At 65.7% G+C, this 26,029-nt stretch carries 24 protein-coding genes; 11 read left to right on the top strand and 13 right to left on the bottom strand.

Annotated features, from left to right (window positions below):
• Position 1: 1 nt before the first annotated feature.
• The 5 genes from J2R78_RS22110 to J2R78_RS22090 all read right to left on the bottom strand — a co-directional run bounded on the left by J2R78_RS22110 (position 2) and on the right by J2R78_RS22090 (position 4,037).
• A complete protein-coding gene (locus J2R78_RS22110) occupies positions 2-529 on the bottom strand; it encodes a tautomerase family protein (RefSeq protein ID WP_253606845.1) in 528 nt (175 codons plus the stop codon).
• A gap of 103 nt (positions 530-632) precedes the next feature.
• Positions 633-1,640 (bottom strand): GlxA family transcriptional regulator, encoded by a 1,008-nt coding sequence (locus tag J2R78_RS22105; protein ID WP_253606843.1) that lies wholly within the window; start codon positions 1,638-1,640, stop codon positions 633-635.
• Positions 1,641-2,008: 368 nt separating this feature from the next.
• Positions 2,009-2,653 carry a GNAT family N-acetyltransferase gene (locus tag J2R78_RS22100; RefSeq protein WP_253606841.1) on the bottom strand — a complete coding sequence of 215 codons (645 nt, stop codon included), beginning with the start codon at positions 2,651-2,653 and terminating at the stop codon, positions 2,009-2,011.
• 1 nt (position 2,654) lies between these two features.
• Positions 2,655-3,305: a 3-oxoacid CoA-transferase subunit B gene (locus tag J2R78_RS22095; RefSeq protein WP_018268725.1), complete on the bottom strand. Its 651-nt coding sequence runs from the start codon at positions 3,303-3,305 to the stop codon at positions 2,655-2,657.
• Between the two features lie 24 nt (positions 3,306-3,329).
• Positions 3,330-4,037, bottom strand: coding sequence for a CoA transferase subunit A (locus J2R78_RS22090; protein ID WP_253606839.1), 708 nt, complete (start codon positions 4,035-4,037; stop codon positions 3,330-3,332).
• Between the two features lie 244 nt (positions 4,038-4,281).
• Between J2R78_RS22090 and J2R78_RS22085 the strand changes: the two genes are divergently transcribed.
• The 4 genes from J2R78_RS22085 to J2R78_RS22070 all read left to right on the top strand — a co-directional run bounded on the left by J2R78_RS22085 (position 4,282) and on the right by J2R78_RS22070 (position 9,717).
• Entirely contained in the window at positions 4,282-6,249 is a 1,968-nt protein-coding gene (locus tag J2R78_RS22085; protein WP_076829623.1) for an AsmA family protein, read from the top strand.
• A 160-nt stretch (positions 6,250-6,409) separates the two neighbouring features.
• On the top strand, positions 6,410-7,795 hold the full coding sequence (locus J2R78_RS22080) for an ABC transporter substrate-binding protein (RefSeq protein WP_253606837.1): 1,386 nt from the start codon (positions 6,410-6,412) through the stop codon (positions 7,793-7,795).
• 204 nt (positions 7,796-7,999) lie between these two features.
• Positions 8,000-8,869 (top strand): carbohydrate ABC transporter permease, encoded by an 870-nt coding sequence (locus J2R78_RS22075; RefSeq protein ID WP_038387345.1) that lies wholly within the window; start codon positions 8,000-8,002, stop codon positions 8,867-8,869.
• Positions 8,866-9,717: a carbohydrate ABC transporter permease gene (locus J2R78_RS22070; protein ID WP_016843362.1), complete on the top strand. Its 852-nt coding sequence runs from the start codon at positions 8,866-8,868 to the stop codon at positions 9,715-9,717. Before J2R78_RS22075 ends, J2R78_RS22070 begins: the two co-directional genes overlap by 4 nt.
• A 92-nt stretch (positions 9,718-9,809) precedes the next feature.
• Here the strand turns inward: J2R78_RS22070 and J2R78_RS22065 are convergent, their stop codons facing one another.
• Genes J2R78_RS22065 through J2R78_RS22055 form a run of 3 tightly spaced genes read right to left on the bottom strand, consistent with a single transcriptional unit; the run spans position 9,810 to position 12,636 of the window.
• Complete coding sequence (locus J2R78_RS22065) at positions 9,810-10,625, bottom strand: ABC transporter permease (RefSeq protein WP_253606836.1); 816 nt, start codon at positions 10,623-10,625, stop codon at positions 9,810-9,812.
• Positions 10,625-11,539 carry an ABC transporter permease gene (locus J2R78_RS22060; protein WP_253606835.1) on the bottom strand — a complete coding sequence of 305 codons (915 nt, stop codon included), beginning with the start codon at positions 11,537-11,539 and terminating at the stop codon, positions 10,625-10,627. The genes J2R78_RS22065 and J2R78_RS22060 overlap by 1 nt, the downstream gene beginning before the upstream one ends.
• Positions 11,536-12,636, bottom strand: coding sequence for an ABC transporter ATP-binding protein (locus J2R78_RS22055; protein WP_253609882.1), 1,101 nt, complete (start codon positions 12,634-12,636; stop codon positions 11,536-11,538). The genes J2R78_RS22060 and J2R78_RS22055 overlap by 4 nt, the downstream gene beginning before the upstream one ends.
• A gap of 294 nt (positions 12,637-12,930) precedes the next feature.
• On the opposite strand from J2R78_RS22055, the gene J2R78_RS22050 reads away from it, so the two are divergent.
• Complete coding sequence (locus J2R78_RS22050; protein WP_253609881.1) at positions 12,931-14,160, top strand: tetratricopeptide repeat protein; 1,230 nt, start codon at positions 12,931-12,933, stop codon at positions 14,158-14,160.
• Between the two features lie 155 nt (positions 14,161-14,315).
• Here J2R78_RS22050 and J2R78_RS22045 read toward each other — a convergent pair whose 3' ends face one another.
• From J2R78_RS22045 to J2R78_RS22035, 3 genes are all read right to left on the bottom strand, one after another.
• On the bottom strand, positions 14,316-15,782 hold the full coding sequence (locus J2R78_RS22045; RefSeq protein ID WP_253606833.1) for a glycerol-3-phosphate dehydrogenase: 1,467 nt from the start codon (positions 15,780-15,782) through the stop codon (positions 14,316-14,318).
• A 336-nt stretch (positions 15,783-16,118) separates the two neighbouring features.
• Positions 16,119-17,642 carry an ABC-F family ATP-binding cassette domain-containing protein gene (locus tag J2R78_RS22040; RefSeq protein ID WP_253606831.1) on the bottom strand — a complete coding sequence of 508 codons (1,524 nt, stop codon included), beginning with the start codon at positions 17,640-17,642 and terminating at the stop codon, positions 16,119-16,121.
• Between the two features lie 353 nt (positions 17,643-17,995).
• Positions 17,996-20,683, bottom strand: coding sequence for an EAL domain-containing protein (locus J2R78_RS22035; RefSeq protein WP_253606830.1), 2,688 nt, complete (start codon positions 20,681-20,683; stop codon positions 17,996-17,998).
• Between the two features lie 274 nt (positions 20,684-20,957).
• On the opposite strand from J2R78_RS22035, the gene J2R78_RS22030 reads away from it, so the two are divergent.
• Positions 20,958-22,061 (top strand): NAD(P)/FAD-dependent oxidoreductase, encoded by a 1,104-nt coding sequence (locus tag J2R78_RS22030; protein ID WP_253606828.1) that lies wholly within the window; start codon positions 20,958-20,960, stop codon positions 22,059-22,061.
• Positions 22,062-22,157: 96 nt separating this feature from the next.
• Here J2R78_RS22030 and J2R78_RS22025 read toward each other — a convergent pair whose 3' ends face one another.
• Positions 22,158-22,343 (bottom strand): YdcH family protein, encoded by a 186-nt coding sequence (locus J2R78_RS22025; RefSeq protein ID WP_016847370.1) that lies wholly within the window; start codon positions 22,341-22,343, stop codon positions 22,158-22,160.
• Between the two features lie 240 nt (positions 22,344-22,583).
• Here J2R78_RS22025 and J2R78_RS22020 point away from each other — a divergent pair, with 240 nt between their 5' ends.
• From J2R78_RS22020 to J2R78_RS22010, 3 genes are all read left to right on the top strand, one after another.
• Positions 22,584-22,790: a YdcH family protein gene (locus J2R78_RS22020; protein ID WP_016847372.1), complete on the top strand. Its 207-nt coding sequence runs from the start codon at positions 22,584-22,586 to the stop codon at positions 22,788-22,790.
• A 196-nt stretch (positions 22,791-22,986) separates the two neighbouring features.
• A complete protein-coding gene (locus J2R78_RS22015; RefSeq protein ID WP_028336001.1) occupies positions 22,987-23,196 on the top strand; it encodes a hypothetical protein in 210 nt (69 codons plus the stop codon).
• 30 nt (positions 23,197-23,226) lie between these two features.
• On the top strand, positions 23,227-23,478 hold the full coding sequence (locus J2R78_RS22010; RefSeq protein WP_018268738.1) for a hypothetical protein: 252 nt from the start codon (positions 23,227-23,229) through the stop codon (positions 23,476-23,478).
• Here J2R78_RS22010 and J2R78_RS22005 read toward each other — a convergent pair.
• On the bottom strand, positions 23,473-24,198 hold the full coding sequence (locus tag J2R78_RS22005) for a GGDEF domain-containing protein (protein ID WP_057019015.1): 726 nt from the start codon (positions 24,196-24,198) through the stop codon (positions 23,473-23,475). The genes J2R78_RS22010 and J2R78_RS22005 overlap by 6 nt on opposite strands.
• Before the next feature lie 145 nt (positions 24,199-24,343).
• Here J2R78_RS22005 and purE point away from each other — a divergent pair, with 145 nt between their 5' ends.
• Entirely contained in the window at positions 24,344-24,832 is a 489-nt protein-coding gene (gene purE / locus J2R78_RS22000; RefSeq protein ID WP_253606826.1) for a 5-(carboxyamino)imidazole ribonucleotide mutase, read from the top strand.
• A complete protein-coding gene (locus tag J2R78_RS21995; RefSeq protein ID WP_253606824.1) occupies positions 24,829-25,935 on the top strand; it encodes a 5-(carboxyamino)imidazole ribonucleotide synthase in 1,107 nt (368 codons plus the stop codon). Before purE ends, J2R78_RS21995 begins: the two co-directional genes overlap by 4 nt.
• The last annotated feature ends 94 nt before the right edge of the window (positions 25,936-26,029 follow it).

Raw genomic sequence — 26,029 nt, 5'->3', positions numbered from 1 at the left:
GTCAGTCGACGCCCTTGCGGGCAGCGTCGAGCGCGCCCGCAAGCAACTCCAGCGCCTTGACGCGCCGCCGTCGCGCCAGACGCGCCTCGCCGACCTTGCGCTCGTGCTCGCCGGCGATGAAGGCCTGGATGTCCGGCAGCGGACGAATGACGCCACGGCTGCCCCACTGGCCGTCGGGGATCTCGGTCGGAAACACCCAGACCTGCGGCGCCACATCGTCGAACGAACCGCCGGCAGCGCGCACCACGGCATCGGTCACGTCCTTCACCAAGGCCGCGCGCGAGGCTTCGGTGTACTGGCCCTCGGGGACCGTCGGGACGATGCGAAATCGTGGCGATGGCGACGGCCGGCCCGCCACATAAACGGCGGCCGGCCGATGCAGGAAGACAACGGTGACGCCTTGCGCAACCTTGTTCGCCGGATCGAACCCCTCGTGGCCGATCAGGATATCGCCGAGCTCCTTGATGAGCCGCGCTTCCGCCTCCGGCTTCAGGGCTCCTTCGGGAATTGTCACGTCGATCATCGGCATTGAGGCGACCTCCTGTTGTTGACAGCAGGAGGTCTATGCGCGGCGCACTCCCGGCAGCAGTGGCAGTATCGCCATTTTCAGGGCAAATTCGGACACGGCCTTCTCAGGCGGCGGGAGCCTTGCGCACGAACCGGCGCTGGTATTCGCGGGGCGAGAGCCCGGTTTCACGCTTGAACAGCCGACGGAAGGTCGACAGATCGTTGTAGCCGACGCGCGCGCTGACCGCGTCGAGCTTCAGCCGCGTGGTTTCGATCAGGCGCTTGGCCACGTCCACCCGCAGCGCTTGCAGATATTGCAAGGGCGCCTCGCCGACCGCCAGCTTGAAGCGGCGGTTCAACGTCCGCTCGCTGACCGAAAGGTCGCGGGCCAGCCTGGCAAGGCTGAAGCCCTGCTGCAGCGACTTCTCCATCATACTCTGCGCCCGCGCCACCAGCGCATCGGAGTGCTGCGTGTCGGACGTGCGGCTGACATAGGGGGCCTGCGAGATGCGATTGCTGTCGATCAGCATCAGCTTGCCGGTCTCGGCGGCGACATCGGCACCGGCGAACTTCTCGACCAGCCGAAGCGCGAGATTGAGCGAGGTGGTCACCGCGCCGGAGCAGACAATGCGGTTCTGCTCGGTGAGGATCTCGGCGACGCGCAGATCCACCGCCGGGTAGCGCATCGCGAATGTCCGCCCCTTCGCCCAATGGGTGGTCGCAACCCTGCCGTCGAGCAGGCCGGCCTCGGCGAGGATGAAGCTGCCGGTGCAATAGGACGCGAGCAGGGTGCCGCGCTCATGCTGCCGCCGCAGCGCCGCGAGCAGCGGCTCGACGGTATCGAGCCGCGCGAAGAAACGTTCGATATCGCCGACGAACGGTCCCGGGATCACCACCGCGTCTGCCGAAGACCGCGCGCCGATCGGCCCATCGACGCCGATGACCTGGCCTGACGCCGTCTGGACCGGCCGGCCATTCAATGATTCGACGCGCCACCGCAGCTGTGACGGCATGCCGTTGCGACGTCGCGGCCGCCGTGCCGTCACCGAGTTGGCGGCGGTGAACACGTCGACAATCCCCGCCACGCCCGAAGCGAGGATGCCGTCATAGACCCAGATCCGGATGAGTGGCATGGCCGTGTCCGATTTTGCACAACATGGTGCAATTCTGCCATTGCATGGACGACCGGACAAGCGGGCGGCGGGCGCCGAATGTGACGCGCTGTGTGGCTGCCCGACGGGCAACTCGGCAAAAACCTGTCAACTCGGACAAACCATGTCGCGAGAATGCGGGCGTTGACTTACGGACCGTGCCGCACACTCACCGTCGTCCCGGCGAAGGCCGGGACCCATAACCACCGATGCGAATTGTCATGCGCGATTGCAACGACGAGTCCCGCCTGCAACATCCGCCGCGGCGTATGGGTCCCGGCCCCCGTGCGCAATTGCGCACTAGGCCGGGACGACAGATGTATATGCGGGCCGGTCGCCGTGCGCCCCACTCACATCGCCCGCGCAAATCTGCGAAAGCCAGGCGCGCCGGTCATCGCCTCGAAGGCGGCGTCGCGCTTCTCTTCGGCGAAGGCGAAGCCGGCCCTGGCGTAGCAGCGTTCGGCCGCGTCGTTGCCGATCAGGAACGAGATCGATGCCTGCGTGTAACCGGCCGCCTTGCCGTCGGCGAGTGCGCGGCGGATCAAGTCCTGCACCAGGCCGCCGCTGCGATGGGACGCTTGTCGGGCGACATGCTCGATCAGCCAGTCGCCCTCGCCGCCTTGCACCCAGCAGTTGCGGGCATAGGCGCCGCGCGCGACGATGGCATCGGCATCCATGCCGGTCTCTGCTGCGACTTCCTCGATCGCCGCACGTGCCGCGACGACGGTTCCGGATGCCGGCATCGCGCAGAGCGCGGCGGCCGGCACGCCATCGACTTCAGCAATCAGGAAATGGGCGACGTGATACCATGACCGCACCCGCGCCACGGCGAGCCGTGTCATGAACGCCAGGCATTCCGCCTCGCCCCGGTCGAGCGCGATGTCGAACCAGCCGCGCGGCAACTGGCCGCGCTGCGCGGCCAGAACAGTGCGGGCGATGAAGCCGGCGTCGTCGGATCGTGCGGGACGGATCGAGGATCGTCCCGCGCCGATCATCTCAGGTATTCTTCAGCGCGACGCGGAATTCGGCCTCGGTCTTGGCCTTGACCTCGTCGAGCGTGACGCCGTCGGCGAGCTCGATCAGCGCCATGCCGTCCTTGCCGTGCTTGTCGATGGTGAACACCGCCAAATCCGTGACGACCATGTCGACCACGCGCTCGCCGGTCAGCGGCAGGTTGCACTGCTTGAGCAGCTTCGGGCCGTCCTTGGCGGAATGCTCCATCACGACCACGACGCGCTTGACGCCGGCGACGAGGTCCATGGCGCCGCCCATGCCCTTCACCATCTTGCCGGGGATCATCCAGTTGGCGAGGTCGCCGTTCTGCGCCACCTGCATGGCGCCGAGGATCGACAGATCGATATGGCCGCCGCGCACCATGCCGAAGGAATCGGCCGACGAGAAATAGCTGGTCGAGGGCAGCTCGCTCACCGTCTGCTTCCCGGCATTGATGAGGTCGGCGTCCACCTCGTCCTCATAGGGGAACGGGCCCATGCCGAGCATGCCGTTCTCGCTCTGCAGGCTGACGTCGATACCGTCGGGAATGTAGTTCGAAACCAGCGTCGGAATGCCGATGCCGAGATTGACGTAATAGCCGTCGCGCAACTCCTTGGCGGCGCGGGCGGCCATCTGTTCACGGGTCCAGGCCATGAGGCTCTCCTGAAGAAATGGGTTTTAGGCAGCGGGGCGCGGTCGGGTGTTGCGGAACTCGATCCGCTTCGTGCCGGTCCCGACCTCGATGATGCGCTTGACGAAGATGCCGGGGGTGTGGATGTGGTCCGGATCGATCTCGCCGGCCGGCACCAGGTGCTCGACCTCGGCGACGGTGACCTTCGCCGCGGTGGCCATCATCGGGTTAAAGTTGCGCGCGGTCTTGCGGTAGACCAGGTTGCCGGCGGTATCGCCCTTCCAGGCATGGACGATGGCGACGTCGGCGAACAGGCCGCGCTCCATGATGTACTTCTCGCCGTCGAATTCCTTCACTTCCTTGCCCTCGGCGATCAGCGTGCCGACGCCGGTCTTGGTGTAAAAGGCCGGGATTCCGGCGCCGCCGGCGCGGATGCGCTCGGCCAGCGTGCCCTGCGGGTTGAACTCGAGCTCGAGCTCGCCGGCGAGATACTGCTGAGCGAACAGCTTGTTCTCGCCGACATAGGACGAGATCATCTTCTTGATCTGGCGGGTCTCCAGCAGCCGGCTGAGGCCGATGCCGTCGACGCCGGCATTGTTGGAGACGACGGTGAGGCCCTTGACGCCGGACTCGCGGATCGCGTCGGACAGGGTCTCGGCGATGCCGCAGAGGCCGAAGCCGCCCGACATGATCATCATGCCGTCCTTGAGGAGACCATCGAGTGCCGATTTGGCGTCGGGATAAACTTTGTTCATGCAGCGAATACCTGATGGAGGGCGCGGAACGGCTGTGGCAAACCGGATTATTAGGCGAAATCTTCGCAATGCGTCAATCACGGCCCGGTGCGGCGACGGGCGGCGGCCCGCGGCAGCAACATGGCCTTGAAAGCGACAAGAAAACCCTTCAAGTTGCGTGGGTTGGCAGGGGCCTCCGGCGAGAGCCCGCTGTGTTCGACGACGACCCGACAAAATTCAACCCGACCCGGATATGTCATTGACGATGGCCCAAGGAATTAAGCGCCTGGGGATGCCGATCGCGGCGCTTTTCGGCCTGGCGCTGGTCGGGCTGGTCGGAACGTCGTGGTTCCTCAACCGGGACGCGCTGCAGCGCGCGGTGGAGGCGCAGATCCGCGCCGTGACCGGGCTCGAACTCGTCGTCAACGGCCCGATCGACGTCTCGGTTTTTCCGGGCAGCTACGTCTCCTTTCATAATGTCGGGCTGAAGGGCGCCGATACCATCGGTCCCGCCCTGCAGGTCGACGTGCTGACCGCCAATCTGCGCCTGCTGCCGCTGTTGCTGCGGCGGTTCGAGATTGCCGACGTCATGATGCTCCGTCCCCATATCCATGTGGTCCGCGACGGCGCCGGCGAGAGCAACTGGACGCCGTTCGTCGAGACCATCGCCAAGGCGATGACGCCCGGCGCCGAGAACCAGGTGTCGTTCTCCGAAATCCGGATCCAGGACGGCGAGCTGAACTACCAGGACGGCACCAACAACATCTCCGAGCAGCTCGGCGATATCGACCTGTCGCTGGCCTGGCCCTCGATCTCGCGTTCCTTTGCCGCAACCGGCCAGTTCGACTGGCGCGGCGAACGCGTCGACGGCTCGATCAGCGCCAGCGACTTCGTCGCGCTGTTGTCGGGTGACCGCTCCGGCCTGAAGGCACGGCTCGCCAGCGCGCCGCTGAAGGTTGCTTTCGACGGAACCGTCGCCAACCGCACCAGCCTGATGATGGAAGGCGTCGCCACCATGGACTCACCGTCGCTGCGCAACGCGTTGCGCTGGATGGGCCAGGCCCCGCCCGGCGGCGGTGGCGGCTTCGGCCGCTTCGCGCTGAAGGCCCGCGCCAATGTGGTCGGCGGCTCGGTCGCGCTCACCAATGTCAATGTCGAGCTCGACGGCAACGTCGCCGAGGGCGTGATGACCTACGCCAATAACGGCCGGCAGACGCTGCAGGCGACGCTTGCCGCCGGCAATCTCGATTTCACACCTTACATCTCGACGTTCCGCCTGCTGGCCAGCGGCCAGCGCGACTGGAACAGGCAGCTGTTCGACCTGTCCTCGCTGTCGTCGACCGATCTCGACATGCGCCTGTCGGCGGCCAAGGTGACGGTCGGCCCGTCCAAGCTCGGCCGCACCGCGTTCGGCGCCAATCTGCGCGGCGGCGCGCTGGCGCTCAGCGTCGGCGAGGCGCAGATGTATGGCGGCATCGCCAAGGGCTCGTTCGCGATCGCGCGCTCGGATGCGGTCGCCGACGTCAGGGCGCAATTCCAGTTCACCGATGTCGATCTGCAGGCCTGCGCCAGCGAATTGTTCGGCATCAACAAGCTGTCCGGCCGCGGCAACCTCAACGTCTCGCTGACCGCCTCGGGCTCGAGCCCGTTCGGGCTCGCATCGTCGCTCGACGGCACCGCGACGCTGAACGGGCATGACGGCGCGATCGCGGGCTTCAATGTCGAGCAGCTGTTGAAGCGGCTGGAGAAGCGGCCGCTGTCCGGCGGCGGCAATTTCCGCTCCGGCTCGACGCCCTACGACAATCTCAGCATCTCGGTGAAATTCGCCGACGGCGTCGCGACCGCTGACGACATTCATGTCGAAAGCCCCACCGCGAAGATCACGCTGACCGGCACGGCCTCGGTGCCGTCGCGCGAATACGATCTCAAGGGCGTCGCCAGCCTGACCTCGGCATCGGCCGGCGGCAACGGTTTCGATCTGCCCTTCGTGATCCAGGGGCCGTGGGACGATCCGCTGATCTTCCCCGATCCGGAAAGCCTGATCCGCCGCTCGCCGGCCTCCGCTCCGCTGCTCGATGCGGTGAAGGATCGCAAGACCCGCGACGCGGTGCGCTCGGTGATCGAGCGCTTCACCGGCGGAGGAGCCGCACGGCCCGCGGCGGCGCCCGATGCTGCGGCAGGCGCGCCCGGCGGCGCACCGGCGGCGTCGGCCGAGAATGCGAAGTCGAACTGATCGAATCCATTCACTTTGCGCATCGATGCACCGGGACCGATCCACGCGCTCGCCGCAAACCCCTACACAAGTCGGCGGCGCGACATCTTTATCGGGTCACGGGCATGCGCTAGTGTTTTCTCCAACCGGTTAAAAAGCCGGCCTCATGAGGGAGAACAACGTGAGATCCAAGGTTATCGGTGCGCTATCAATTGCGGTCGCCGCGGTCGGCCTGTTCGCCGCAACTGCACCCGCTCTCGCCCAGGGCAAGACGATCACCGTCTGGTGGGGCAAGGGATTTTACAGATCCGAAGACGACGCGCTGCTCGAGACGATCAAGAAATTCGAAGCCAAGACCGGCATCAAGGTCGAACTGTCGCAATACGCGATCCAGGACATGATTCCGAAGACGGTCGCCGCGCTCGATTCCGGCACCGTGCCCGACGTCGCCTATTCCGACACCTACGACGTGCAGGCCCAGGGCAAGTGGGCCTACGAGGGCAAGCTCGAGGACCTCTCGGACGTCATGACACCGATCCAGGATCGGTTTGCGCCGAACACGCTGGAAGCGTCGAAGCTCTATGACGATGTCGCCAAGAAGCGGTCCTATTACGGCTTCCCGCTGAAGCAGCAGAGCATGCACGTCCAGATCTGGAAGGACATGCTGGAGAAGGCCGGCTTCAAGCAGAGCGACATCCCGAACGACTGGAACGGTTACTGGACGTTCTGGTGCGACAAGGTGCAGCCCGCGATCCGCAAGGCCACCGGCCAGCGCATCTATGCAGTCGGCCAGCCGATGGGCGTGGAATCCACCGACTCCTTCCAGTCGTTCTACACCTTCATGGACGCCTACCACATCAAGCTGGTCGACGACGACGGCAAGCTCCTGGTCGACGATCCCAAGGTGCGCGACGGCCTGATCCACGCGCTGAAGGATTACACCGACACCTACATCAAGGGCTGCACGCCGCCCTCCTCGACGACCTGGAAGGACCCGGACAACAACGTCGCCTTCCACAACAAGACGATCGTGATGACCCACAATTTCACGATCTCGATCGCGGCGAAGTGGTTCGAGGATTCCACCAACCCGGCGCTGACCGATGCGCAGCGCGCCGCCGGCAAGCAGGCCTATGAACAGGACATCATCACGGCGTCCTTCCCGAAGGCGCCGGACGGATCGACCATCCGCTACCGCTCCGACGTCAAGACCGGGCTGATCTTCGCCAATGCCAAGAACAAGGCCGAGGCCAAGCAGTTCATCAGTTTCCTGCTCGAAGAAGACAACGTGCGGCCCTATATCGAGGGTGCGCTCGGCCGCTGGTTCCCGGTGACCAAGGCCAGCCAGGCGAGCCCGTTCTGGCAGGCCGACCGGCATCGCAAAGCGGTCTGGACCCAGTTCACCGGCGGCACTGCGCCGTTCGACTTTACCAAGAACTGGAAGTTCACCATCCTCAACAACGAGAACGTCTGGGCCAAGGCCATGAACCGCGTCGTCAGCGAAAAGGTGCCGGTGGACAAGGCCGTCGACGAACTGATCGCCCGCATCAAGCAGGTCGCGGGGTAACATCAACGATGACCGGCACTGCCGACACTTGCTCCGCGTCGTCCCGGCGAAAGCCGGGACCCATACGCCGAGGCAGTAATTTGGGAGCAGGCTGGTCGACGGCTTTCTGGCAACGGCCGGGCCCTGTGGTTATGGGTCCCGGCCTTCGCCGGGACGACGACGTAGGCGACATCGACGACGTAAGCGACATCTTAGAGTAACCGAATGGCGATCACACTCTCCGCATCCGATGTCCCCTCGCCGCCGTTGTCGGCGCGGCTGTCGCCGCCGCAGGTCTGGGGCATCGTGCTGCTCGCGCCCTATCTGCTCGTCTTCCTCGCCTTCGTGGTCTATCCGGTCGGCTACGGCCTGTGGCTGGCGCGCCATCCTGCGAGCTATGTCGCGCTCTATCACGACCCGATCTTCGCGCGCGCGGCGATCAACACGCTGATCTTCCTGGTCATCGGCATCAACATCAAGATGCTGATCGCATTGTTCCTGTCCGGCTTCTTCGCCCAGCAGCGGCCCTGGATCAGGTGGCTGTCTGTCATCTTCATCCTGCCCTGGGCGGTACCCTCGATCCCGACCATCCTGTCGGTGCGCTTCATGCTCAATCCGGAATGGGGCGTGGTCAACCAGCTGATCTTCAAGTTCACCGGCGACGACGGCCCGAACTGGCTGAACGATCCGTCGGTCGCATTGGCGATGGCGATCGGCGTGCACATCTGGAAGTCGTTGCCGTTCTGGACGCTGATCCTGCTGACCGGACGGCTCGCCATCTCGCACGATCTGTACGAGGCCTCCGACGTCGACGGCGCCAATTGGTGGCAGAAATTCCGCTACATCACCTGGCCGTCGATGCAGACGCTCTACGTCACGTGCACGCTGCTCTCGATGATCTGGACGCTCGGCGACTTCAACAGCGTCTATTTGCTCACCGGCGGCGGGCCCGCCGACCTCACCCACGTGCTGTCGACCCTCGGCATCCGCTATCTGCGCCTCGACCAGCTCTCGCTGGCGATGGCCTCGATCGTCTGCGCGATGCCGTTCGTGCTGCCGCTGGTCTATTACATGATGAAACGGTTGTCGCGATGAAGCTGCCCACCCTCCGCGAAGTCGGTACCGAAGCCAAGCTGCTGCTGATCGGCATCCCGGTCTTCATCTGGACCATGATCCCGATCTACCACATGTTCGTGTTCGCGATCTCCCCGAAGGAGGACGCGTTCTCCGGCAAGCTGTGGCCGACGCATCCGACGCTGCACAATTTCGAGATCGTGTTCAACCAGCAGCACTACTTCCTGCGCGACTTCTGGATCCAGTTCTGGAATTCGACCGTGATCGCGCTCGCGGTCGGCGCGCTGACGCTGTTCGTCGCCACCGCCGCCGCGTTCTCGATCTCGCGGCTGCGCGTGCCGGGCGGCCGCGCCGTCATGAACATGGCGCTGTTCACCTACTTCATTCCGGCCGCGTTCCTCGCCGTGCCGATGTACCGCACCATGGGCAATTACGGCCTGCTCAACAATCACTGGTCGCTGATCCTCGCGATGGTGACGATCGCCGCGCCCTACGCGATCTGGGTCCTGAAGCAGGCCTCCGACAAGCTGCCGGTCGAGCTCGACGAGGCCGCGACGATGGACGGCGCCACCACGCTGCAGCTGTTCCGCCTGGTCTATGTGCCCTTGATGATGCCGTCGCTGGTCGCGGTCGGCACCTATGCGATCCTGCTCGCGTGGAACGAATATCTCTACGCGTTCCTGCTGTTGTCGAAGGACACCGACATCACGCTGCCGGTCGCGCTCGGCAACTTCCTCGCCGCGGACGACTCGCCATGGGAGCTCCTGATGACCACCGGCTTCATCTACGCGCTGCCGCCGGCCGCGGTCTATTACGCCTTCAAGCGCTACATGGTGGGCGGATTGACCGCCGGCGCCGTCAAGTCGTGACGCGCTGTCATTCCGGGATGGTGCGCTAGCACCAGACCCGGAATCTCGAGATTCCGGGTTCGATGTTTCACATCGCCCCGGAATGACGGAAATTACAGCGGCGCGGCGCTCTCGCCGCGCGCGCTCGACAGTTTCGAGGCGAACGAGGCGATCACGATGATCACGGCGATCAGCGCGATCACCAGCGTGCAGATCGCGTTGATCTCGGGTTTCACGCCGAGCCGGACCTCGGAATAGATCCGGATCGGCAGCGTCGCCGAGCCCGGGCCGGTGGTGAAGCTCGCGATCACGACATCGTCGAGCGACAGCGTGAAGGCCAGCATCCAGCCGGCGACGATCGCCGGCACGATCAGCGGCAGCGTCACCAGGAGGAACGCCTGCACCGGATTGCAGCCGAGGTCCATCGCAGCCTCCTCCAGGCTGCGATCGAGCGTGGCGAGGCGCGACTGCACCACGACGGTGACGAAGCACATCGTCAGCGTGGTGTGGGCGATCGTCACCGTCCAGAACCCGCGCTCAGCATTGAGCGCCACGAACAGGAGCAGCAGCGACAGGCCGGAGATTACCTCGGGCATCACCAGCGGCGAATACAGCATGCCGGAGAACAGCGCCCGCCCCCGGAACCGCTCGCCGCGCGCCAGCCCGACCGCCGCCAGCGTGCCCAGCAGTGTCGCCAGCGTTGCCGACACCGCGGCGACCGACAGGCTCATCCACGCCGCGTCCAGCATGGCGCGGTCGCCAAAGAACTCGCGGTACCAGCGCAGCGACCAGCCGCCCCACACCGTCACCAGCCGCGAGGCGTTGAACGAGTAGATCACGAGGATGACGATCGGCAGATAGAGGAACGCCAGCCCGAGCGCCAGCGACGTCATGTTGAAGCGGGTGAGCCTGGTGACGGGGCGCGCCATCAGCGGTTCGCCTCGAGCTGACGCCGCTGCAGGCGATCGTAGAGCACGAGCGGCGGCACCAGCAGCAGCAACAGCGCGATCGCGGCGGCCGATGCGACCGGCCAGTCCTTGTTGGTGAAGAACTCGAGCCACAGCGTCTGTCCGATCATCAGCGAGTTGGAGCCGGCGAGCAGATCGGGGATCACGAACTCGCCGACAACAGGAATGAAGCAGAGCAGCGCGCCGGCGCCGACACCAGGCAGCGACAGCGGGAACGTCACCAGCCAGAACGCCTGCAACGGCGAGGCGCCGAGATCGCCCGCGGCCTCCAGCAGCGACGCGTCCATCCTGGAGAGCGTCGCATAGAGCGGCAGGATCATGAACGGCAGGTAGGAATAGACGATACCGAGATACATCGCGCTGTCGGTCGACAGCCAGACCACCGGCGCGGACACGATGTGCAGCGCCAGCAGCACCTGGTTGAGCAGGCCGTCATGCTGCAGGATGTTGATCCAGGCATAGATGCGGATCAGGAACGAGGTCCAGAACGGCACGATGACCAGCATCATCGCCACGCCCTGCCAACGCTGCGGCAATCGCGCCATGCCGTAGGCAATAGGATAACCGATCAGGAGCAGGATCAGCGTCGCAGTCACCGCAACGACGAGGCTGCGCAGATAGGACAGGATGTAGAGATTGTCTGAGATCAGCAGGCGGAAATTGTCGAACGACAATTGCGCGAACGCCGCGGCCAGCGCCGCGCGGCCCTCAGTGAACTCGAACACCGGCGTATAGGGCGGCTGCGCGATCGCGGTCTGCGACAGGCTGATCTTCAGCACGAAGCCGAACGGCACCAGGAAGAACAGCACCATCCACAGATAGGGCGCGATCGCGGCGAACCGCGCCGGCCGGGCGAAGATGCGGCGCGCGCTCATTGTTCGAGCACCAGGCAATCGTCGGCGGTGAACCATGCCACCACACGCTGGCCGGCGAGATAGGCATCGACATCGAGCCGCGCGGTGTTGGCCATCGACGCGCGCACCACCGCGCCCGTCTCCAGCTTCACCCGGTAGCTGGTCACGCCGCCGAGATAGTTGACGTCGGTGACGACGCCCTCCAGCCGGTTGATCGCCTGCGACGCGCCGCCGTCCGTTGCCGGCGCGCGGCGCGACAGCTTCACCTTCTCGGGGCGGATCGCGACGGCAACGACCTGCATGGTCACCGGCGGCCACAGCTCGCTGACCGCCAGCCTGCCCGCATCAGCCGTCGCGACCGTCAGGCGCCCGTTCTCGCGGGACGTGACCTCGCCGTTGAACAGATTGATGTCGCCGACGAACTCGGCGATCCAGCGCGAGGCCGGCGCCTCGTAGAGATTGCGCGGGGTGGCGACCTGGACCAGACGGCCGGCATCCATCACCCCGATGCGGCCGGCCATCGTCATCGCCTCCTCCTGGTCGTGGGTGACGATGATGAAGGTCATGCCGAGCCGGCGCTGCAACTCCATCAATTCGGCCTGCGTGCTCTCGCGCAGCTTCTTGTCGAGCGCGGCGAGCGGCTCGTCGAGCAGCAGCACCTGCGGGCGCCGCGCCAGCGAGCGCGCCAGCGCGACGCGCTGCCGCTGTCCGCCGGAGAGCTGGTCGGGCTTGCGCTTCTCCATCCCCTCAAGCTTGACGAGCGCCACCATCTCGGCGACGCGGGCCGCGATATCGCCGCGCGCCATGCCGGCACGCTTCAGACCGAAGGCAATGTTGTCGCGCACCGACAGATGCGGGAACAGCGCGTAGTTCTGGAACATCATGTTGACGGGCCGCTCATGCGGCAGCACCTGGGCAATGTCGCTGCCGCCAAGCAGGATGCGGCCCTCGTCCGGCGTCTCGAAGCCGGCGAGCATGCGCAGCAGCGTGGTCTTGCCGCAGCCGCTCGGGCCGAGCAGCGCGAAGAACTCGCCGGCGCGGATATCGAGCGAGAGCTTGTCGACCGCGCGGAAATTGCCGAACGACTTGGCGACACCCTCGATCCGCAGCAGCGGCATGTCCGAGACGGCCGGTTCAGGCAACGGCCTTGCCGCCTCCGCACTCGCTTCGCCCGATGTCACGTCCGTCAGCCCCGATTCCCCGTAAGGTCCGATTCTGGCGGCAAGCTAGCGGCGGATCGCCACCGGCTCAACCGCCTCACGGACATCTCCCGCAATATTGTCGGCGTCCACGCCTCTGCTAGACTTCGCAGCCAATTCGAGGGGCAACCGATGATTCACGACCGCTACGGCCTGCCGCTGACGACGAGCTCGGACCGCGCCGCCGCCTACTATGTCGACGGCGTCGATCGCATGCTGGCGGCGCTGCACGGCGCCGATGCGGCGTTCGAGGCGGCGATCGCCGAGGACCCCGATTTCGCATTGGCCCATATCGGCCGTGCCCGCGTGCACCAGCTCAACATGGAAGGCGCCAAGGCCCGCGCCAAGGCGGCCGATGCACGGCAGCTGGCCGCGGCCGCAAGCCCGCGCGAGCGCCAGCACATCGAGATCTTGGCGTCCGTGATCGAGAGCCGGCCCAGGAAGGCGGTGACGGAAGCCGAACGGCATCTCACCGAATATCCGCGTGATGCGCAGGTGCTGTCGCTGTTGCTCGGCGCCTTCGGCCTCTATGCGTTCTCCGGCCGGCCCGATCATGACGCCGCACGGCTTGCCGTCTGCGAACGTTACGCCGGCGTCTATGGCGACGATTGGTGGTTCCTCACCTATCTCGGCTGGTCGAAGACCGAGGCCGGCGATGTCGTGTCCGGCCGCGCCATCACCGAGCGCGGCTATGCGCTGAAGCCGGAGAACGCCGGCGCCGCGCACGCCATCGCGCATGCGTTGTTCGAGCAGGGCGACGCGGCGGAAGGCCGCAGCTTCCTCTCCGCCTGGCTGCCGGCGAATGATCGCACCAGCTTCCTGCAGGGCCATCTCGCCTGGCACCTCGCCTTGATCGCGATCGAGGAAGGCGACGCCGACAGCGCGCTCGACATTTACGAGCAGCACATCAAGCCGGCGGGCCGCCCCTATCCGCCGCTCAATATCTTCACCGACACGGCCTCGCTGCTCTGGCGGCTGACGGTCGCCGGCAAGACCGGTCTCGAGCAGCACTGGAAGGATGTCGCCGCCTATGGCGACGGCTACTTCCCGAAGGCCGGCGCACATTTCGCCGACGTGCACCACGCGCTGGTCGCAGCGACGACGAACAACGCCGCGCTCGAGGCGCGGCTGGTCGAGATGGCCACGCGCGACGCCGACGGCAGATTGGCGCCCGGCCCCGCGGCGATCGGGCTCGGCCGCGGGATCGCGGCCTTCGCCGCCGGCGATCACCACGACGCCGTGCGGATCCTTGCGCCGCTGATGCCCGAACTGGTGCGGATCGGCGGCAGCCATGCGCAACGCGAATTGTGGGAGGATACCTTCATCGTCGCGTGCCTGCGCGCCGGCCAGGGCCGGCAGGCAACGAGCCTGATCTCGGAGCGGCTGCATCGCCGTCCGCCCCGGCGCGACCTCGCCTGGTCACAGGAGGCTTCCCGGCAATAGCCGCTATTGAACCTGTTCTCCTTCCCCCTGAAAGGGGGAAGGTCGGGATGGGGGTCGGCCGCATACGACGGTGCGTGCGGAGAGAGCAGATCCTCACCCGCTTTGCTCTGCGAGCAAAGCGACCTCCCCTTTTCAAGGGGAGGTTTGAATCGAGCTCAATCCACCTTCGCCATGAACGCCGCAAGCGCGTCGCGATCGGCTTGCGGCATGGTCAGCCCGAGCTTGGAGCGGCGCCACAGGATATCGTCGGCAAAGCGCGCCCATTCCTTGCGCATGAGGTAGCGCACCTCGGCGCCGGTCAGTTCGGGACCGAAGGCCGGGCCGAGATCGGCCTTCTCTTTGGCGTCTCCCAAAACGTCCTTCACATTCAGCCCATAGGCAGCCACCAGCCGCCGCGCCTCGTGCTCGCCGAGGAAGCGCCAGCGGTCGCGGGCGATGTCGACCTCGGTTTCAAAACGCTGCCAGGCGAACTCGCCGCCCGGCAGCGGCGCCGTTGCGGTCCAGCGCGGCGTCATCGGATAGAACCGCGTGAACTCCGACACCGCCCGCTCGGCGCGGCGCCGCGCGGTGGTGACGTCGCCGCCGAAGATCGTGAGCAGCGGCGCCTTGCGGCGCCTGACATCGAGCAGCGCTGCGCCATCGCTCATGTGCCGGCGCGCGGGCACGAGCACGGAATTGGCACCGGAGACGGTCCGCAGCACATCGACCGGAGCGATCTGCTCGCGAAAGTAGCGATTGGCGGCGTCGCAGAGATAGGCCTCCTCGCGCACACCAATTGCGACAACCGCCGGATCACCCTTGAAGGGATGACTGACGCTGCCGATCAGGGTGAAGTCGCGCTCGTAGGAACTGGCGAAGATCAACCGGCCGTCAGGGTTCTGAAACACATAGACGTTGTCGCAGTCGAACAGGCGGCGCACCACGATCTGGCTGATCTGCACGGTCGCAAGCTGCGGCGCGGGCACCCGCAGCACGATGTCGGCGACCGAGGCGGTCCACGCGCCGGTCGCGCTGACCAGCGCCCGCGCCGTGATCACCCGCCGGTAGCCGCGGTCGATCGCGACTAGCCGCCAGGTCTCGCCGCGCTCGGCCCGAGTCACGCGCGCGCCGGTGCGGATATCGGCGCCGCGCGCCGCGGCGTCGACGGCGGTGAGCACGACGAGCCGGGAATCGTCGACGACGCAGTCGGAATATTCGAACGCGGTTCCGAACGGCCGCTTCAGCGCATTGCCGACGGGATGGTGGGTGACATCGAGCGTCGCCGAGCGCGGCAGACCGCTGCGCGAAGTCAGCCGCTCATAGAGCAGCAGCAACGACCGCAGCTGCCACGGCGGCCGCTCCTCGGCATGAGCAGGGATCACAAAGCGCACCGGCCGCACCAGATGCGGCGCGATGCGCAGCAACACGTCGCGTTCCCTCAGCGCCCTGCGGACGCGGAAGAACTCCCGCCGTTCCAGCCCGGCCAGATCGCCATGGACCAGCCGCGGCGAAGCCTGCGATGCGCCGGAACCGAGATCGCCCTGCTCCAGCAGGATCACGCGCAGGCCGCGGCCGGCGGCATCACGGGCAATGCCCGTGCCGTTCAGGCCACCGCCGATGATCGCGACGTCATAGTCCGCCATGCGCAACGCCTATCGCATTTTCATGCGAACAAAAGACGGGTTCGCACGAAAAATGCGTCAAGGCGCGGCGCTGAACGACATGATGTCTGGGTGAATCACGGCATACTCACCTTCCCGCTTGCGGGGGCGAGCGCACGCTTGCATGATTTCGGAATATTGGAATAATGCCCCTGAGTTGCCCGACGTGTCAAGTAGCCTGCTCGAACGCCGGCCGCCGCCGGCTACTTTGCATGGGGTTGTTTTCGATATTTTGGCAGCGCTCCTCCTGCGACGGCCCCGCAAGCGGGAGAGGCACACCGTCTTCGCGACGGCTATCCAATCTGACTCCATCACGCGCTAGTCCGCACCGGCCGCGGCAAAGAACTGTTCCGGTCCATCGACCTCGATCAGCTTCCTGCCTTCGATCACCCAGAACCGGTTGGCCACCGTGCGCACGAACTGGCGGTCGTGCGACACCAGGAGGCAGCTGGCCTGCTGTTCCATCAACTCGTCTTCCAGCGCCTCCTGACCCTCGATGTCGAGATGGTTGGTCGGCTCGTCGAGCAGATAGAAGTTCGGCTGGGTGAGCCGCAGCACCAGCATGCCGAGGCGGGCCTTCTGCCCGCCCGACAGCCGCCCGATCGGACGGCCCTGCATCTCGATCGAGAGCCCGGCACCGGCGAGCAGGCCGCGCGCCCGCTGATCACCGACCTCGAAGCGCCGCGTCAGCATGCGCATCGGCGTGTCGCTATCGGCGAGATCGGCCAGCGCCTGGTCGCAATAGCCAAGCACCAATGACTCGGTGGCCCGGATCTCGGCCGGTGCCGCTGCGGCATTCTCGATCGCCAGCCGCAGCGCCGCGACGAAGCGGGTCTTGCCGGCGCCATTCGGCCCGAGCAGCGCAATCCGGTCGCCCTTGCAGATGAACTGCTGGCCGGTCCTGAACAACAGCCTGCCGTCGGGTGTGGCGATCCCGGCGTTGTTCAGCCTGATCAGGACCCTGGCATGGGTGTCGCGGTTGGCGAGCCGGATCGTTCCGGCCGAGCGTTCCAGATGCGCGGGCTCCGCCGTCTCCTCCAGTCTCTCGGCGCGCTGCTTCAGTTGCCTGGTCTTCGACAGCAGAAGGTCGCTGCCGGAATTGATGCCGAGGTTGTTGAGCTTCGCGGCCTGCTGCCGGAGCTGCCGCGCGGCCTTCATGTCGCGCTGATAGCGCCGCTCGTCCGAGGCATCGAATTCGTCGAGCGCGGTGCGCGCCGCGGTATAGGGCAGCGAGAACAGCTGCGACCGCTCCGGGCGCAGGAACAGCGTCCGGTTGGTCGTCGCATCGAGGAAGGCGCGATCATGGCTTGCGATCACCACCGGCATCTCGCGCGGCAGTGCGTTCAGCCAGGCCTCAAGCCGGCCGATCTTGGCGAGGTCGAGATGGTTGGTCGGCTCATCGAGCAGCAGCACATCGGGCTCGGTCACCAGCACGCGGGCGAGCACCGCAAGCCGCAGCCATCCGCCGCTCAGCTGCTTCAGCGGTCTCGTCCACAGCTCCTCCGGCACCTCGAGCGACTGCAAGGCGACGTCGACCCGCCAGCCCTCGCTGGCGCGCTGCTCGCCGGGAAGCGCCTCGAGCACGGCGGCATGGAACGGCGTATCCAGCAGTCTTGGCGGCGCATCCTGCTCGACATGGCCAACGGTCAGTCCCCGCGCGCGGGTGATATCGCCTTCGTTAGGCTCCATCGCATCTGCGATACAGCGCAGCAGCGTGGACTTGCCACGGCCGTTGGCGGCCACGAGGCCGATCCGGTCGCCGGCATTAACGACAAAATTCAGTTCGGAAAACAGCGGCGCGTTCAGCGTCACGCCGAGACTACGGACATTGATGAGGGTCACGATCAATTCTCTGGTCTTGCCGGCAATCGCAACATCCCGAGGCGTCCAGCCATCATCGGATGTGCATGTCGAAGCGCGGCGAGGGATTGATGTGCAGGCGCGAACGCTCAAACGTTCGACGCTGCACGGCCACGAAGGGCAGACCAGGAAGGATTTAGCGCGAGTTTCCGGTCAGCCCTGCAAACGCATCTGCAGGGCGTTGACGGGGCCACGCTTGAGGTGGGGATCGGTGTATCTCGCCACGACGCGGCCCTCCTTTCTCGGCTGAAATGAAGTGGTGGGTCGAGATGTAGCCGGGCATGCAGCGGATGGCAAGCACAGCCGGCCGTGCCAGCCCGACCATTCAGGCCAAATTACCCGGCTCTGCGCACGGTTTCGGCAAGCTGGTCGCCACCGACCAGCGCGGCGAATTGACCGATCGGAGCCGGCCTGCCGATCAGATAGCCCTGCACCGCGTCGCAGCCCTCTTCGGCGAGGAAGTCGAGCTGCGCCTCGGTCTCGACGCCTTCGGCGACGATCGACATTTCAAGGCCATGGCCGAGATCGATCACCGCGCGCACGATCGCGGCCGATTGCGGGTTGCGGCCGAGATTGATGACGAAGGCACGGTCGATCTTGATCTTGTCGAACGGAAACGCCTGCAGATAGCTCAGCGAGGAATAGCCGCTGCCGAAATCGTCCATCGAGATGCGGACACCGAGCGCCTTCAGCCGCCGCAGCAGCGACAGGCCGCGGTCGAAATCCTCGATCAGCACGCCCTCGGTGATTTCGAGCTCGAGCCGGTCGGGCGTGAGCCCGGTCTCGAGCAGGATCGAATGCACGAGGCCGACGAGGTCGCCATGGGTGAATTGCGCCGGCGACAGGTTCACCGCGACCTGCAGCGGGATCGCCCAGGAGGCCGCCTCCCGGCAGGCTTCGCGCAGAATCCATTCGCCCATCTCGACGATCAGGCCGCTTTCTTCCGCGAGCGGAATGAAGTCGCCGGGCGGCACGAAGCCGCGCACCGGATGGTGCCAGCGCGCCAGCGCCTCGAAGCCGATGATCTGGCTGGCCGCCACGCTGCCGCCCGCGGCGGCCTGCGGCTGGTAGTAGAGCGACAATTCGCCATTCTTGATCGCGACCGACAGCTCCTGGTGCAGCACGCGGCGATCGCGGATCTGCTGGTCCATCTCCGGTTCGAAGATCGAGATCGTGCCGCGCGACTTCGCCTTGGCGCGAAACAGCGCCGCGCCGGAATTGGCCAGCAGCGAGGCCGCGTCGGATCCGTTGTCCGGGAACACCGCGATCCCTGTGGTGAGGCCGGTTCGCACCGACTTGCCGTCGATCAGGAAATCCTGCCCGAGCGCCTCGGCGGCCTGCTCGGCCAGCGCGATGCCGGCGACCGGCTGCTTGCCGTCGATGATGAGGCCGAATTCGTCGCCGGAGAGCCGCGCGACCACGCCGCCGCGCGCCACGGCCTGCAGACGCTGCGCGACCTCGACCAGCACCTTGTCGCCCATCGCATGGCCGTAGACGTCGTTGATCTCCTTCAACCCGTCGAGGTCGACGCAGAGCACGGCGAACTCCTCGTCGGTGCCGTCGCAGGCCTCGATCATCTGGGTCAGCGCCTGCAGGAAGGCGGCGCGGTTCGGCAGATCGGTCAGGCCGTCATGATAGGCCATGTGCGCCATCCGCGACTCGGTCTGGCGCCGGTCGGTGACGTCCTCGTGGGTCTTGATCAGATATTGCGGCTCGCCGACATCGTCGAGCACGGTCATGCGGCGGGTCAGGAACAGCCGCAGGCCGTCCTTGGTCGAGATCGGATGCTCCTCGGCGATCATACTGCGCTTCCTGATCGCGGCCTCGTCGCGGGCGATGATCAGCTTGGCTTCACGCGCATTGAAGATGTCGGACGCGGTCAGGCCGGCGGCGTCCTCGCGGCGGCGATTGAGGATCGTCTCGGCGCTGCGGTTGGCCAGGAGGTAGCGGCCGTCGCTGACCCGCTGCACGATCAGCGAGACCGGGATGTTGTCGACCACGAGCTCGAGGAATTTCTTGTTGTTCTCGAGCTCGCGCGACAGCGAGCGGCGATCGGTGACGTCCTCGAACAGCGCGATCAGGAATTCCGGCTCGCCGGCCTCGTTGCGGGCGATCACGCGGTTGGAGGCGAGGATCCGCTTGTCCGAACCACGTTCGACGAAGAATTCGCTGCGGTGATAGCCTTCCGCCGCGTTCAGCGCCGCGCGGTCGGCGGTGTCGATGCTGGCGGCGGTCTCGGGGCGGAAGATCTCGTCGGCGCGCTTGCCCACGATGTGATCGCGCGAGAAGCGCGAGAAGCGCTCGAATGCGCGGTTGGCGAAGATGTAGCGGCCGTCCTCGATGTTCTTGGCCGCGACGCAGACGGGAACATTGTCGAGCACGGATTCCAGGAATTGCGTGGTCGAGGCGAGCTTGCGCGACAGCTTGCGCTGGTCGGTGCAATCGAGATGGGTCGCGACCGAGCCGCCGTTCGGCAATGGAAAATACTTCACCAGCACCGACCTGCCGCCGGGCAGCTCGGTAACCAGTCCGTCGGGCGCCGCGGCCCTGACGAAGAAATCCTCGGCGCTGAGGTCGAGCACGCCGCGGTCGCGGCGCAGTTCCAGCAGTTCGACGCCGGTCATGTTGCGCCTGATGTCGGCACGCGACAGGCCGTAGATGTCGAGATAGCGGTCGTTGCAGAACACGATGCGCTCCTGCGCATCGGTCATCACCACGCCCTGGTTCAAATGGTTGAGGGCCGACGAGACGAAGGCGTTGCGCCGCAATTGCGCGCGCTTGGCCTTGCGCAGCGCCGAAAGGATCCACAGCCCGACCGCGCCGAAAAAGGACGCGACCACCACGCTGCCGATCAGCAGCTCCCAGACCAGGCCGGGATCGAGGCTGCCCAGATAGCTCGACGGCGCGAACGCACCGGTGCCGGCCCAGGCTGCAGCGCACGGCGCGACGGCGGCAATCAGGCAGAGCACGGCCCTTGCCGGAATCGAATTCTTCCCGCCCGCCTGCACCTTCCTGCCAGCCATCGATCACCCGCGGATTTCCGGGGCGAGTGTCCGGCTCCGGCGGTTTGGATCGGGTAAACGCGTACTGATGCAACCGGAAAATGCTGACTTAATTTATGGCAATTGCCCTGACATGATTAATGCTCCACTAACAGGGCATGGCTTCCCAACTTTTTGAGATGGCCCAAGCACTTGCCTAATAAGCACTTGCCCAAAGCGACCGGATCGGCTGAACGATGTTGGCGGCAACGGTCATGGCGTGGCCGGGCGGAAATTTTCGGACCTGAAGGACGAGATGGACAGGGTTGATTGCGTGATCGTCGGTGCGGGGGTGATCGGCCTCGCCGTGGCGCGGCGGCTGGCACAGGCCGGCCGCGAAGTGATTGTGCTCGAGGAGGCCGAGGGAATCGGCACGGTGACCTCGTCGCGAAACAGCGAGGTGATCCACGCCGGCATCTACTACCGCGCCGGCAGCCTGATGGCGCGGATGTGCGTCAGCGGCAAGCGGGCGCTCTACCGCTACTGCGCCGAGCACGGCATCCCGCACAAGAATTGCGGCAAGCTGATCGTGGCCACCACCCCTGCGGAGACCGAGAAGCTGCAGTCGATCCGCGCGCATGCCGAGGCCAACGGCGTCGACGACATGCAGCTGTTGTCCGGCGAGGCGGCACGCGCCCTGGAGCCGGCGCTGAATTGCGACGCGGCGCTGCTGTCTCCCTCGACCGGGATCATCGACAGCCATGCTTACATGCTGGCGCTGCGCGGTGACGCCGAGGCGGCCGGGGCGGCGTTCGCCTTCCATACGCCGCTGCTCCACGCCAGGGCCACCGCCGACGGCTTCGAGATCGAGGCCGGCGGCGCGGCGCCGATGACACTGGCCTGCGATATCCTGGTCAATGCCGCCGGACTCGGCGCGACGGCAGTCGCGCGCAACGTCGAGGGCATGCCGATCGAATTGATTCCAACGGCCTATTTGGCCAAGGGCAATTATTTCAGTTGCAGCGCCAAGGCGCCGTTCTCGCGGCTGATCTATCCGGTGCCGGAACCCGGCGGGCTCGGCGTGCACCTGACGCTCGACATGGCCGGTCAGGCGAGGTTCGGGCCCGACGTCCAATGGATCGATCACATCGATTACGCCGTCGACCCCGATCGGGCCGAGCGGTTCTATCCGGCGATCCGGAAATACTGGCCGGCCCTGCCGGACGGCGCGCTGATGCCGAGCTATTCGGGAATCCGCCCCAAGATCGTGCCGCCGGCGGTGGCGACCCAGGACTTCCTGATCCAGGGGCCGGCCGATCACGGCGTCGCGGGCCTGATCAACCTGTTCGGCATCGAATCGCCCGGACTGACGTCATCGCTCGCGGTCGCCGACCATGTCGGCGAGCTGGCGGAACTCTGAGCAAATACAGTAAGGCCTCCCGGGGGATGCGCGCACGCTTGGGCGTTCATCCCTCGGTGAAAGGCCAGGCTATTTGCTAATTTGCAGGGGGGCGGTCTAGTGGACCGTGTCGTCGGCGGACAGTCTCAACCGCTCGATTTGATCCTTGACCATCAACTTGCGGCGCTTCAGCTCGCAAATATGCAGGTCGTCTACAGAGGGGTGAACGAGCGCTTCGTGCAGTTCGTTCTCGAGTATTTTGTGTTTACGCTCCAGCTCAATGAGATGGGCCTGTATTGCCATTGCGAACACTCCTCGGTGCGTTAAACCTCAGGTTCGATCCGGACCGCCGAGTGTACACGAGTGGACGGCGCTGTCGATGGGGGACGCGAAATGCCGCACGCACTCATTTCGGTTTATCTGTAACCAATCGTGACTATGGAACCGGTCCGGCTTGCGCGGCGCGCGTTCAAGGAGGATATTCCGGCGAGCGGCGACTTCCGCCGTAACAACCTCATCGTGCTTATCAGTTAATACACAACCATGAACGATCAGGATGAGCGCGAACTAATCGCCGAGCTCGCGCGGCTGCAACAAGAGCACCGCGACCTCGATGCCGCGATCGACGCGCTGCATCAGTCGCCGGCGCCGGATCTCTTGATGCTGCAACGCTTGAAGAAGCGGAAGCTGCAACTGCGCGATCGCATCGCCTTTATCGAAGACCAGATCACGCCCGACATCATTGCCTGACGCGTGCCGCGGCGCGGGCCTTCGCGCTTCGGCGCTTCCGGTTCAGACCGGGCGGCGGTTTTCCCCGTCATCCACAGCGCCTCGCCGGCTTCACGTTCGCGGCAACGGACGCAAGGCGGTTTCCCGGCGCTTGACTCCACATGAACAAAAAGAGAACATGCCGGCCCAGCCGCCAGCCATCAGAGGGAGTTTCGCCATGTCCGCACCGCCTTCCCTGCCCGACAACAGCCGCTACGAGAAGGCCTGCGATCAGGCGATCGCGATGTGCGACGGCAACCTGCGCAGCACCATCAAGGCGCTGATCATGGCCAACGAATATCTGGAAGCCGAGCTTGAGGAATTGCAGGCCGCGATCACCGCCGGCTGCGTGCCGGCGCAGACCCGGGCGGCGAGCGACGCGGCCTGATCCTTGGCCTGATCTTCAGGGAGCACAGCGATGGCCGATGTAACCTATTACGTGGCACTGCCCTTCATGCAGGACGACGACGGCACGCCGGTCGCCGGCAATGCCGAGGAATGCCAGAGCTCGGCGGTCGCGCTGCGCCGCGCGGAGACCATGTCGCGGATGCCCGGCAGCATCGGCGCCGTCGCGTTCAGCCGCACCGGCGATCCTGCGATCGGCGAATTCGGCGATGCCAAGCTGTTGCGTGCCTACGGCAATGTGCCGGAGGATTTGAGCGCGCTATAATTCTCGGGATTCGTGGCGCCGCTGGGCCTTGCGCACATACATCGCACGGTCGGCCTCATCGAGCACGCGATCGATATCCGAGTGCGCGGTGAGGATAGCAACGCCCGCGGAGGCGCCTGCGGTGACCTGGCTGTTACGAAACATGAAGGTCAACCGATCGATCGCCTCTTCCAGCGCAGCCGCCTTGGCGCGGGCATCGATCTCGCTGAGATTCCACAGCAGCACGGCGAACTCGTCACCGCCGAGACGGCCGATCACATCGGAAGCGCGCACCTGATCCGATATCGCGGCAACGATCGCCTTCAGCACCTCGTCGCCCGCCGCGTGGCCGAAGGCATCGTTGATCGGCTTGAGGCGATCGACGTCGAGCACGATCAGCGCACCGGAGGCCTGATAGCGCTTGATGAAGGAGAGCGAACGGGCGAGCTCGCGCTCGAATCCGCGCCGGTTGAAGATGTCGAGCAGGAAGTCGGTCTCGGCGGAGGCCTGCAGCTCCTCGATCCGGGCCTGCGCCCGCGCCAGCTGCGCCCGCAAGCTGCGGATGGTCGATTTGTCGCCGGATGCGACCGCGCCTCGCGTGGAAGCTCCGGTTCCAGCCCGTTTGGTGCCAGCCCGCTTGGCTGCAGTCTTGCCCGGCCTGGATTTGCGCGCGGCGGGCGCGCCTTTCCGTCGTTTCGCGGCCCCGGAGGCGGCCGACGTCGTCTTCTTCTTCATGCGCATCCTTGTTGAGGCCTGCTTATGAAGGCTTGCCGGGATTCACCAAGACAGGATAGTCCATTCTAACTCCCTTGCCACGCCTTGGATGACGCCCGGGCCGTCCCTATAATCGGCCTATGCTTTTGGATTCCTGCACAGAATTGAAGAGATGACCGCTCCGATCGCCATCATCATGGGAAGTCAGTCCGACTGGGAAACCATGCGCCATGCCGCCGAGACGCTGGCTGCGCTCGGTGTGGCCTGCGAAACGCGCATCGTTTCGGCCCACCGCACCCCGGATCGGCTCTATGCCTTTGCCAAGGGCGCCAAGGCAGCCGGCCACAAGGTGATCATTGCCGGCGCCGGCGGCGCCGCCCATTTGCCGGGCATGACGGCCGCGCTGACCGTGCTTCCGGTGTTCGGGGTTCCCGTCGAGTCGAAGGCGCTGTCAGGCGTCGATTCGCTCTATTCGATCGTGCAGATGCCGGCCGGCGTCCCGGTCGGGACGCTGGCGATCGGCAAGGCCGGCGCGATCAATGCCGCATTGCTCGCGGCGAGCGTGCTCGCACTCAACGATCCGGCTCTGTCGGCCCGCCTTGCGTCCTGGCGCAAGCAGCAGACCGACGCGGTCAACGAGCATCCGGAGGGCGCGGCGTGACGGCTTCGAACGCAGTGAAGCTGAAGCCGGGCGACACCATTGGAATCCTCGGCGGCGGACAATTGGGCCGGATGCTGGCGATGGCCGCGGCGCGCCTCGGGCTCCGCTGCCAGGTGTTTTCGCCGGATCCGGACTCCCCGGCGTTCGACGTGGTGCAGAACGCGACCTGCGCGGAATATGCCGACGTCGAGGCGCTCGAACTGTTCGCCAACGACGTCGACGTCGTCACCTATGAGTTCGAGAATGTCCCGGCCGCGACCGCAATGGTGCTCGCCGCGCGGCGCCCGGTGCTGCCGGCCTACAAGATCCTGGAGACCACGCAGGACCGGCTGATCGAGAAGGATTTCATCAGCAAGCTCGGCATCGGCACCGCCGACTATGCCGACGTGTCCTCGGTCGGCACGCTGCGCACGGCAATCGAACGCATCGGCCTGCCCGCGGTGATCAAGACCCGCCGCTTCGGCTATGACGGCAAGGGCCAGGCCATCATCCGCGAGGGCGATGACCTCGAACAGGTCTGGGAGGACCTTGGCACCAAGTCGGCGATCCTCGAGGCCTTCGTGCCGTTCGAGCGCGAGATCTCGGTGATCGCGGCCCGCTCCGCGTCCGGCGAAGTCGAATGCTTCGACGTCACCGAGAACGAGCATCGCGACCACATCCTGAAAATTTCCCGCGCGCCGGCCGCAATCCCCGATGAGCTTGCCATACAGGCGCGCGCGATCGCCGAAAAGATCGCCTCGGCGCTCGATTATGTCGGCGTGCTCGCGGTGGAGATGTTCGCGGTGCCCGGCAACGGCAGCAAGGCGACGGTGCTGGTCAATGAGATCGCGCCGCGCGTGCACAATTCCGGTCACTGGACGCTCGACGGCGCCTCGATCTCACAGTTCGAGCAGCACATCCGCGCGATCGCCGGCTGGCCGCTGGGCAAGCCGGTGCGCCACGGCGAGGTCGTCATGACCAACCTGATCGGCGACGACATCCTGAGCTACGAGCAGTGGCTCACCGTTCCCGGCGCCACGGTGCATCTGTACGGCAAGGGCACGCCGCGCCCCGGCCGCAAGATGGGGCACGTCACCGAAGTGACGCCGGCCCGCAAGGGATAATTCCACACGCGGCCCATAGCCGCCTTCGTCGCATCGATGGAAATGGGATCGTGGCAACCACGATCCATTAGAGCATCGGTTCTGATTCAATCAG

Source organism: Bradyrhizobium sp. USDA 4538 (genome assembly GCF_024171045.1).
In the GTDB taxonomy this organism is placed as follows: Bacteria; Pseudomonadota; Alphaproteobacteria; order Rhizobiales; family Xanthobacteraceae; genus Bradyrhizobium; species Bradyrhizobium australafricanum.
Note: the sequence above shows the minus strand (reverse complement) of the source record. Positions and strands in the feature narration are given on the sequence as shown.

What these genes read in the sequence shown, in the direction of transcription:
- J2R78_RS22110 (WP_253606845.1), bottom strand. Translation starts at nt 529, where the DNA reads ATGCCGATGATCGACGTGACAATTCCCGAAGGAGCCCTGAAGCCGGAG.
- J2R78_RS22105 (WP_253606843.1), bottom strand. Translation starts at nt 1,640, where the DNA reads ATGCCACTCATCCGGATCTGGGTCTATGACGGCATCCTCGCTTCGGGC.
- J2R78_RS22100 (WP_253606841.1), bottom strand. Translation starts at nt 2,653, where the DNA reads ATGATCGGCGCGGGACGATCCTCGATCCGTCCCGCACGATCCGACGAC.
- J2R78_RS22095 (WP_018268725.1), bottom strand. Translation starts at nt 3,305, where the DNA reads ATGGCCTGGACCCGTGAACAGATGGCCGCCCGCGCCGCCAAGGAGTTG.
- J2R78_RS22090 (WP_253606839.1), bottom strand. Translation starts at nt 4,037, where the DNA reads ATGAACAAAGTTTATCCCGACGCCAAATCGGCACTCGATGGTCTCCTC.
- J2R78_RS22085 (WP_076829623.1), top strand. Translation starts at nt 4,282, where the DNA reads ATGGCCCAAGGAATTAAGCGCCTGGGGATGCCGATCGCGGCGCTTTTC.
- J2R78_RS22075 (WP_038387345.1), top strand. Translation starts at nt 8,000, where the DNA reads ATGGCGATCACACTCTCCGCATCCGATGTCCCCTCGCCGCCGTTGTCG.
- J2R78_RS22070 (WP_016843362.1), top strand. Translation starts at nt 8,866, where the DNA reads ATGAAGCTGCCCACCCTCCGCGAAGTCGGTACCGAAGCCAAGCTGCTG.
- J2R78_RS22065 (WP_253606836.1), bottom strand. Translation starts at nt 10,625, where the DNA reads ATGGCGCGCCCCGTCACCAGGCTCACCCGCTTCAACATGACGTCGCTG.
- J2R78_RS22060 (WP_253606835.1), bottom strand. Translation starts at nt 11,539, where the DNA reads ATGAGCGCGCGCCGCATCTTCGCCCGGCCGGCGCGGTTCGCCGCGATC.
- J2R78_RS22055 (WP_253609882.1), bottom strand. Translation starts at nt 12,636, where the DNA reads ATGCCGCTGCTGCGGATCGAGGGTGTCGCCAAGTCGTTCGGCAATTTC.
- J2R78_RS22050 (WP_253609881.1), top strand. Translation starts at nt 12,931, where the DNA reads ATGCTGGCGGCGCTGCACGGCGCCGATGCGGCGTTCGAGGCGGCGATC.
- J2R78_RS22045 (WP_253606833.1), bottom strand. Translation starts at nt 15,782, where the DNA reads ATGGCGGACTATGACGTCGCGATCATCGGCGGTGGCCTGAACGGCACG.
- J2R78_RS22035 (WP_253606830.1), bottom strand. Translation starts at nt 20,683, where the DNA reads ATGGCTGGCAGGAAGGTGCAGGCGGGCGGGAAGAATTCGATTCCGGCA.
- J2R78_RS22030 (WP_253606828.1), top strand. Translation starts at nt 20,958, where the DNA reads ATGGACAGGGTTGATTGCGTGATCGTCGGTGCGGGGGTGATCGGCCTC.
- J2R78_RS22025 (WP_016847370.1), bottom strand. Translation starts at nt 22,343, where the DNA reads ATGGCAATACAGGCCCATCTCATTGAGCTGGAGCGTAAACACAAAATA.
- J2R78_RS22020 (WP_016847372.1), top strand. Translation starts at nt 22,584, where the DNA reads ATGAACGATCAGGATGAGCGCGAACTAATCGCCGAGCTCGCGCGGCTG.
- J2R78_RS22015 (WP_028336001.1), top strand. Translation starts at nt 22,987, where the DNA reads ATGTCCGCACCGCCTTCCCTGCCCGACAACAGCCGCTACGAGAAGGCC.
- J2R78_RS22010 (WP_018268738.1), top strand. Translation starts at nt 23,227, where the DNA reads ATGGCCGATGTAACCTATTACGTGGCACTGCCCTTCATGCAGGACGAC.
- J2R78_RS22005 (WP_057019015.1), bottom strand. Translation starts at nt 24,198, where the DNA reads ATGCGCATGAAGAAGAAGACGACGTCGGCCGCCTCCGGGGCCGCGAAA.
- purE (WP_253606826.1), top strand. Translation starts at nt 24,344, where the DNA reads ATGACCGCTCCGATCGCCATCATCATGGGAAGTCAGTCCGACTGGGAA.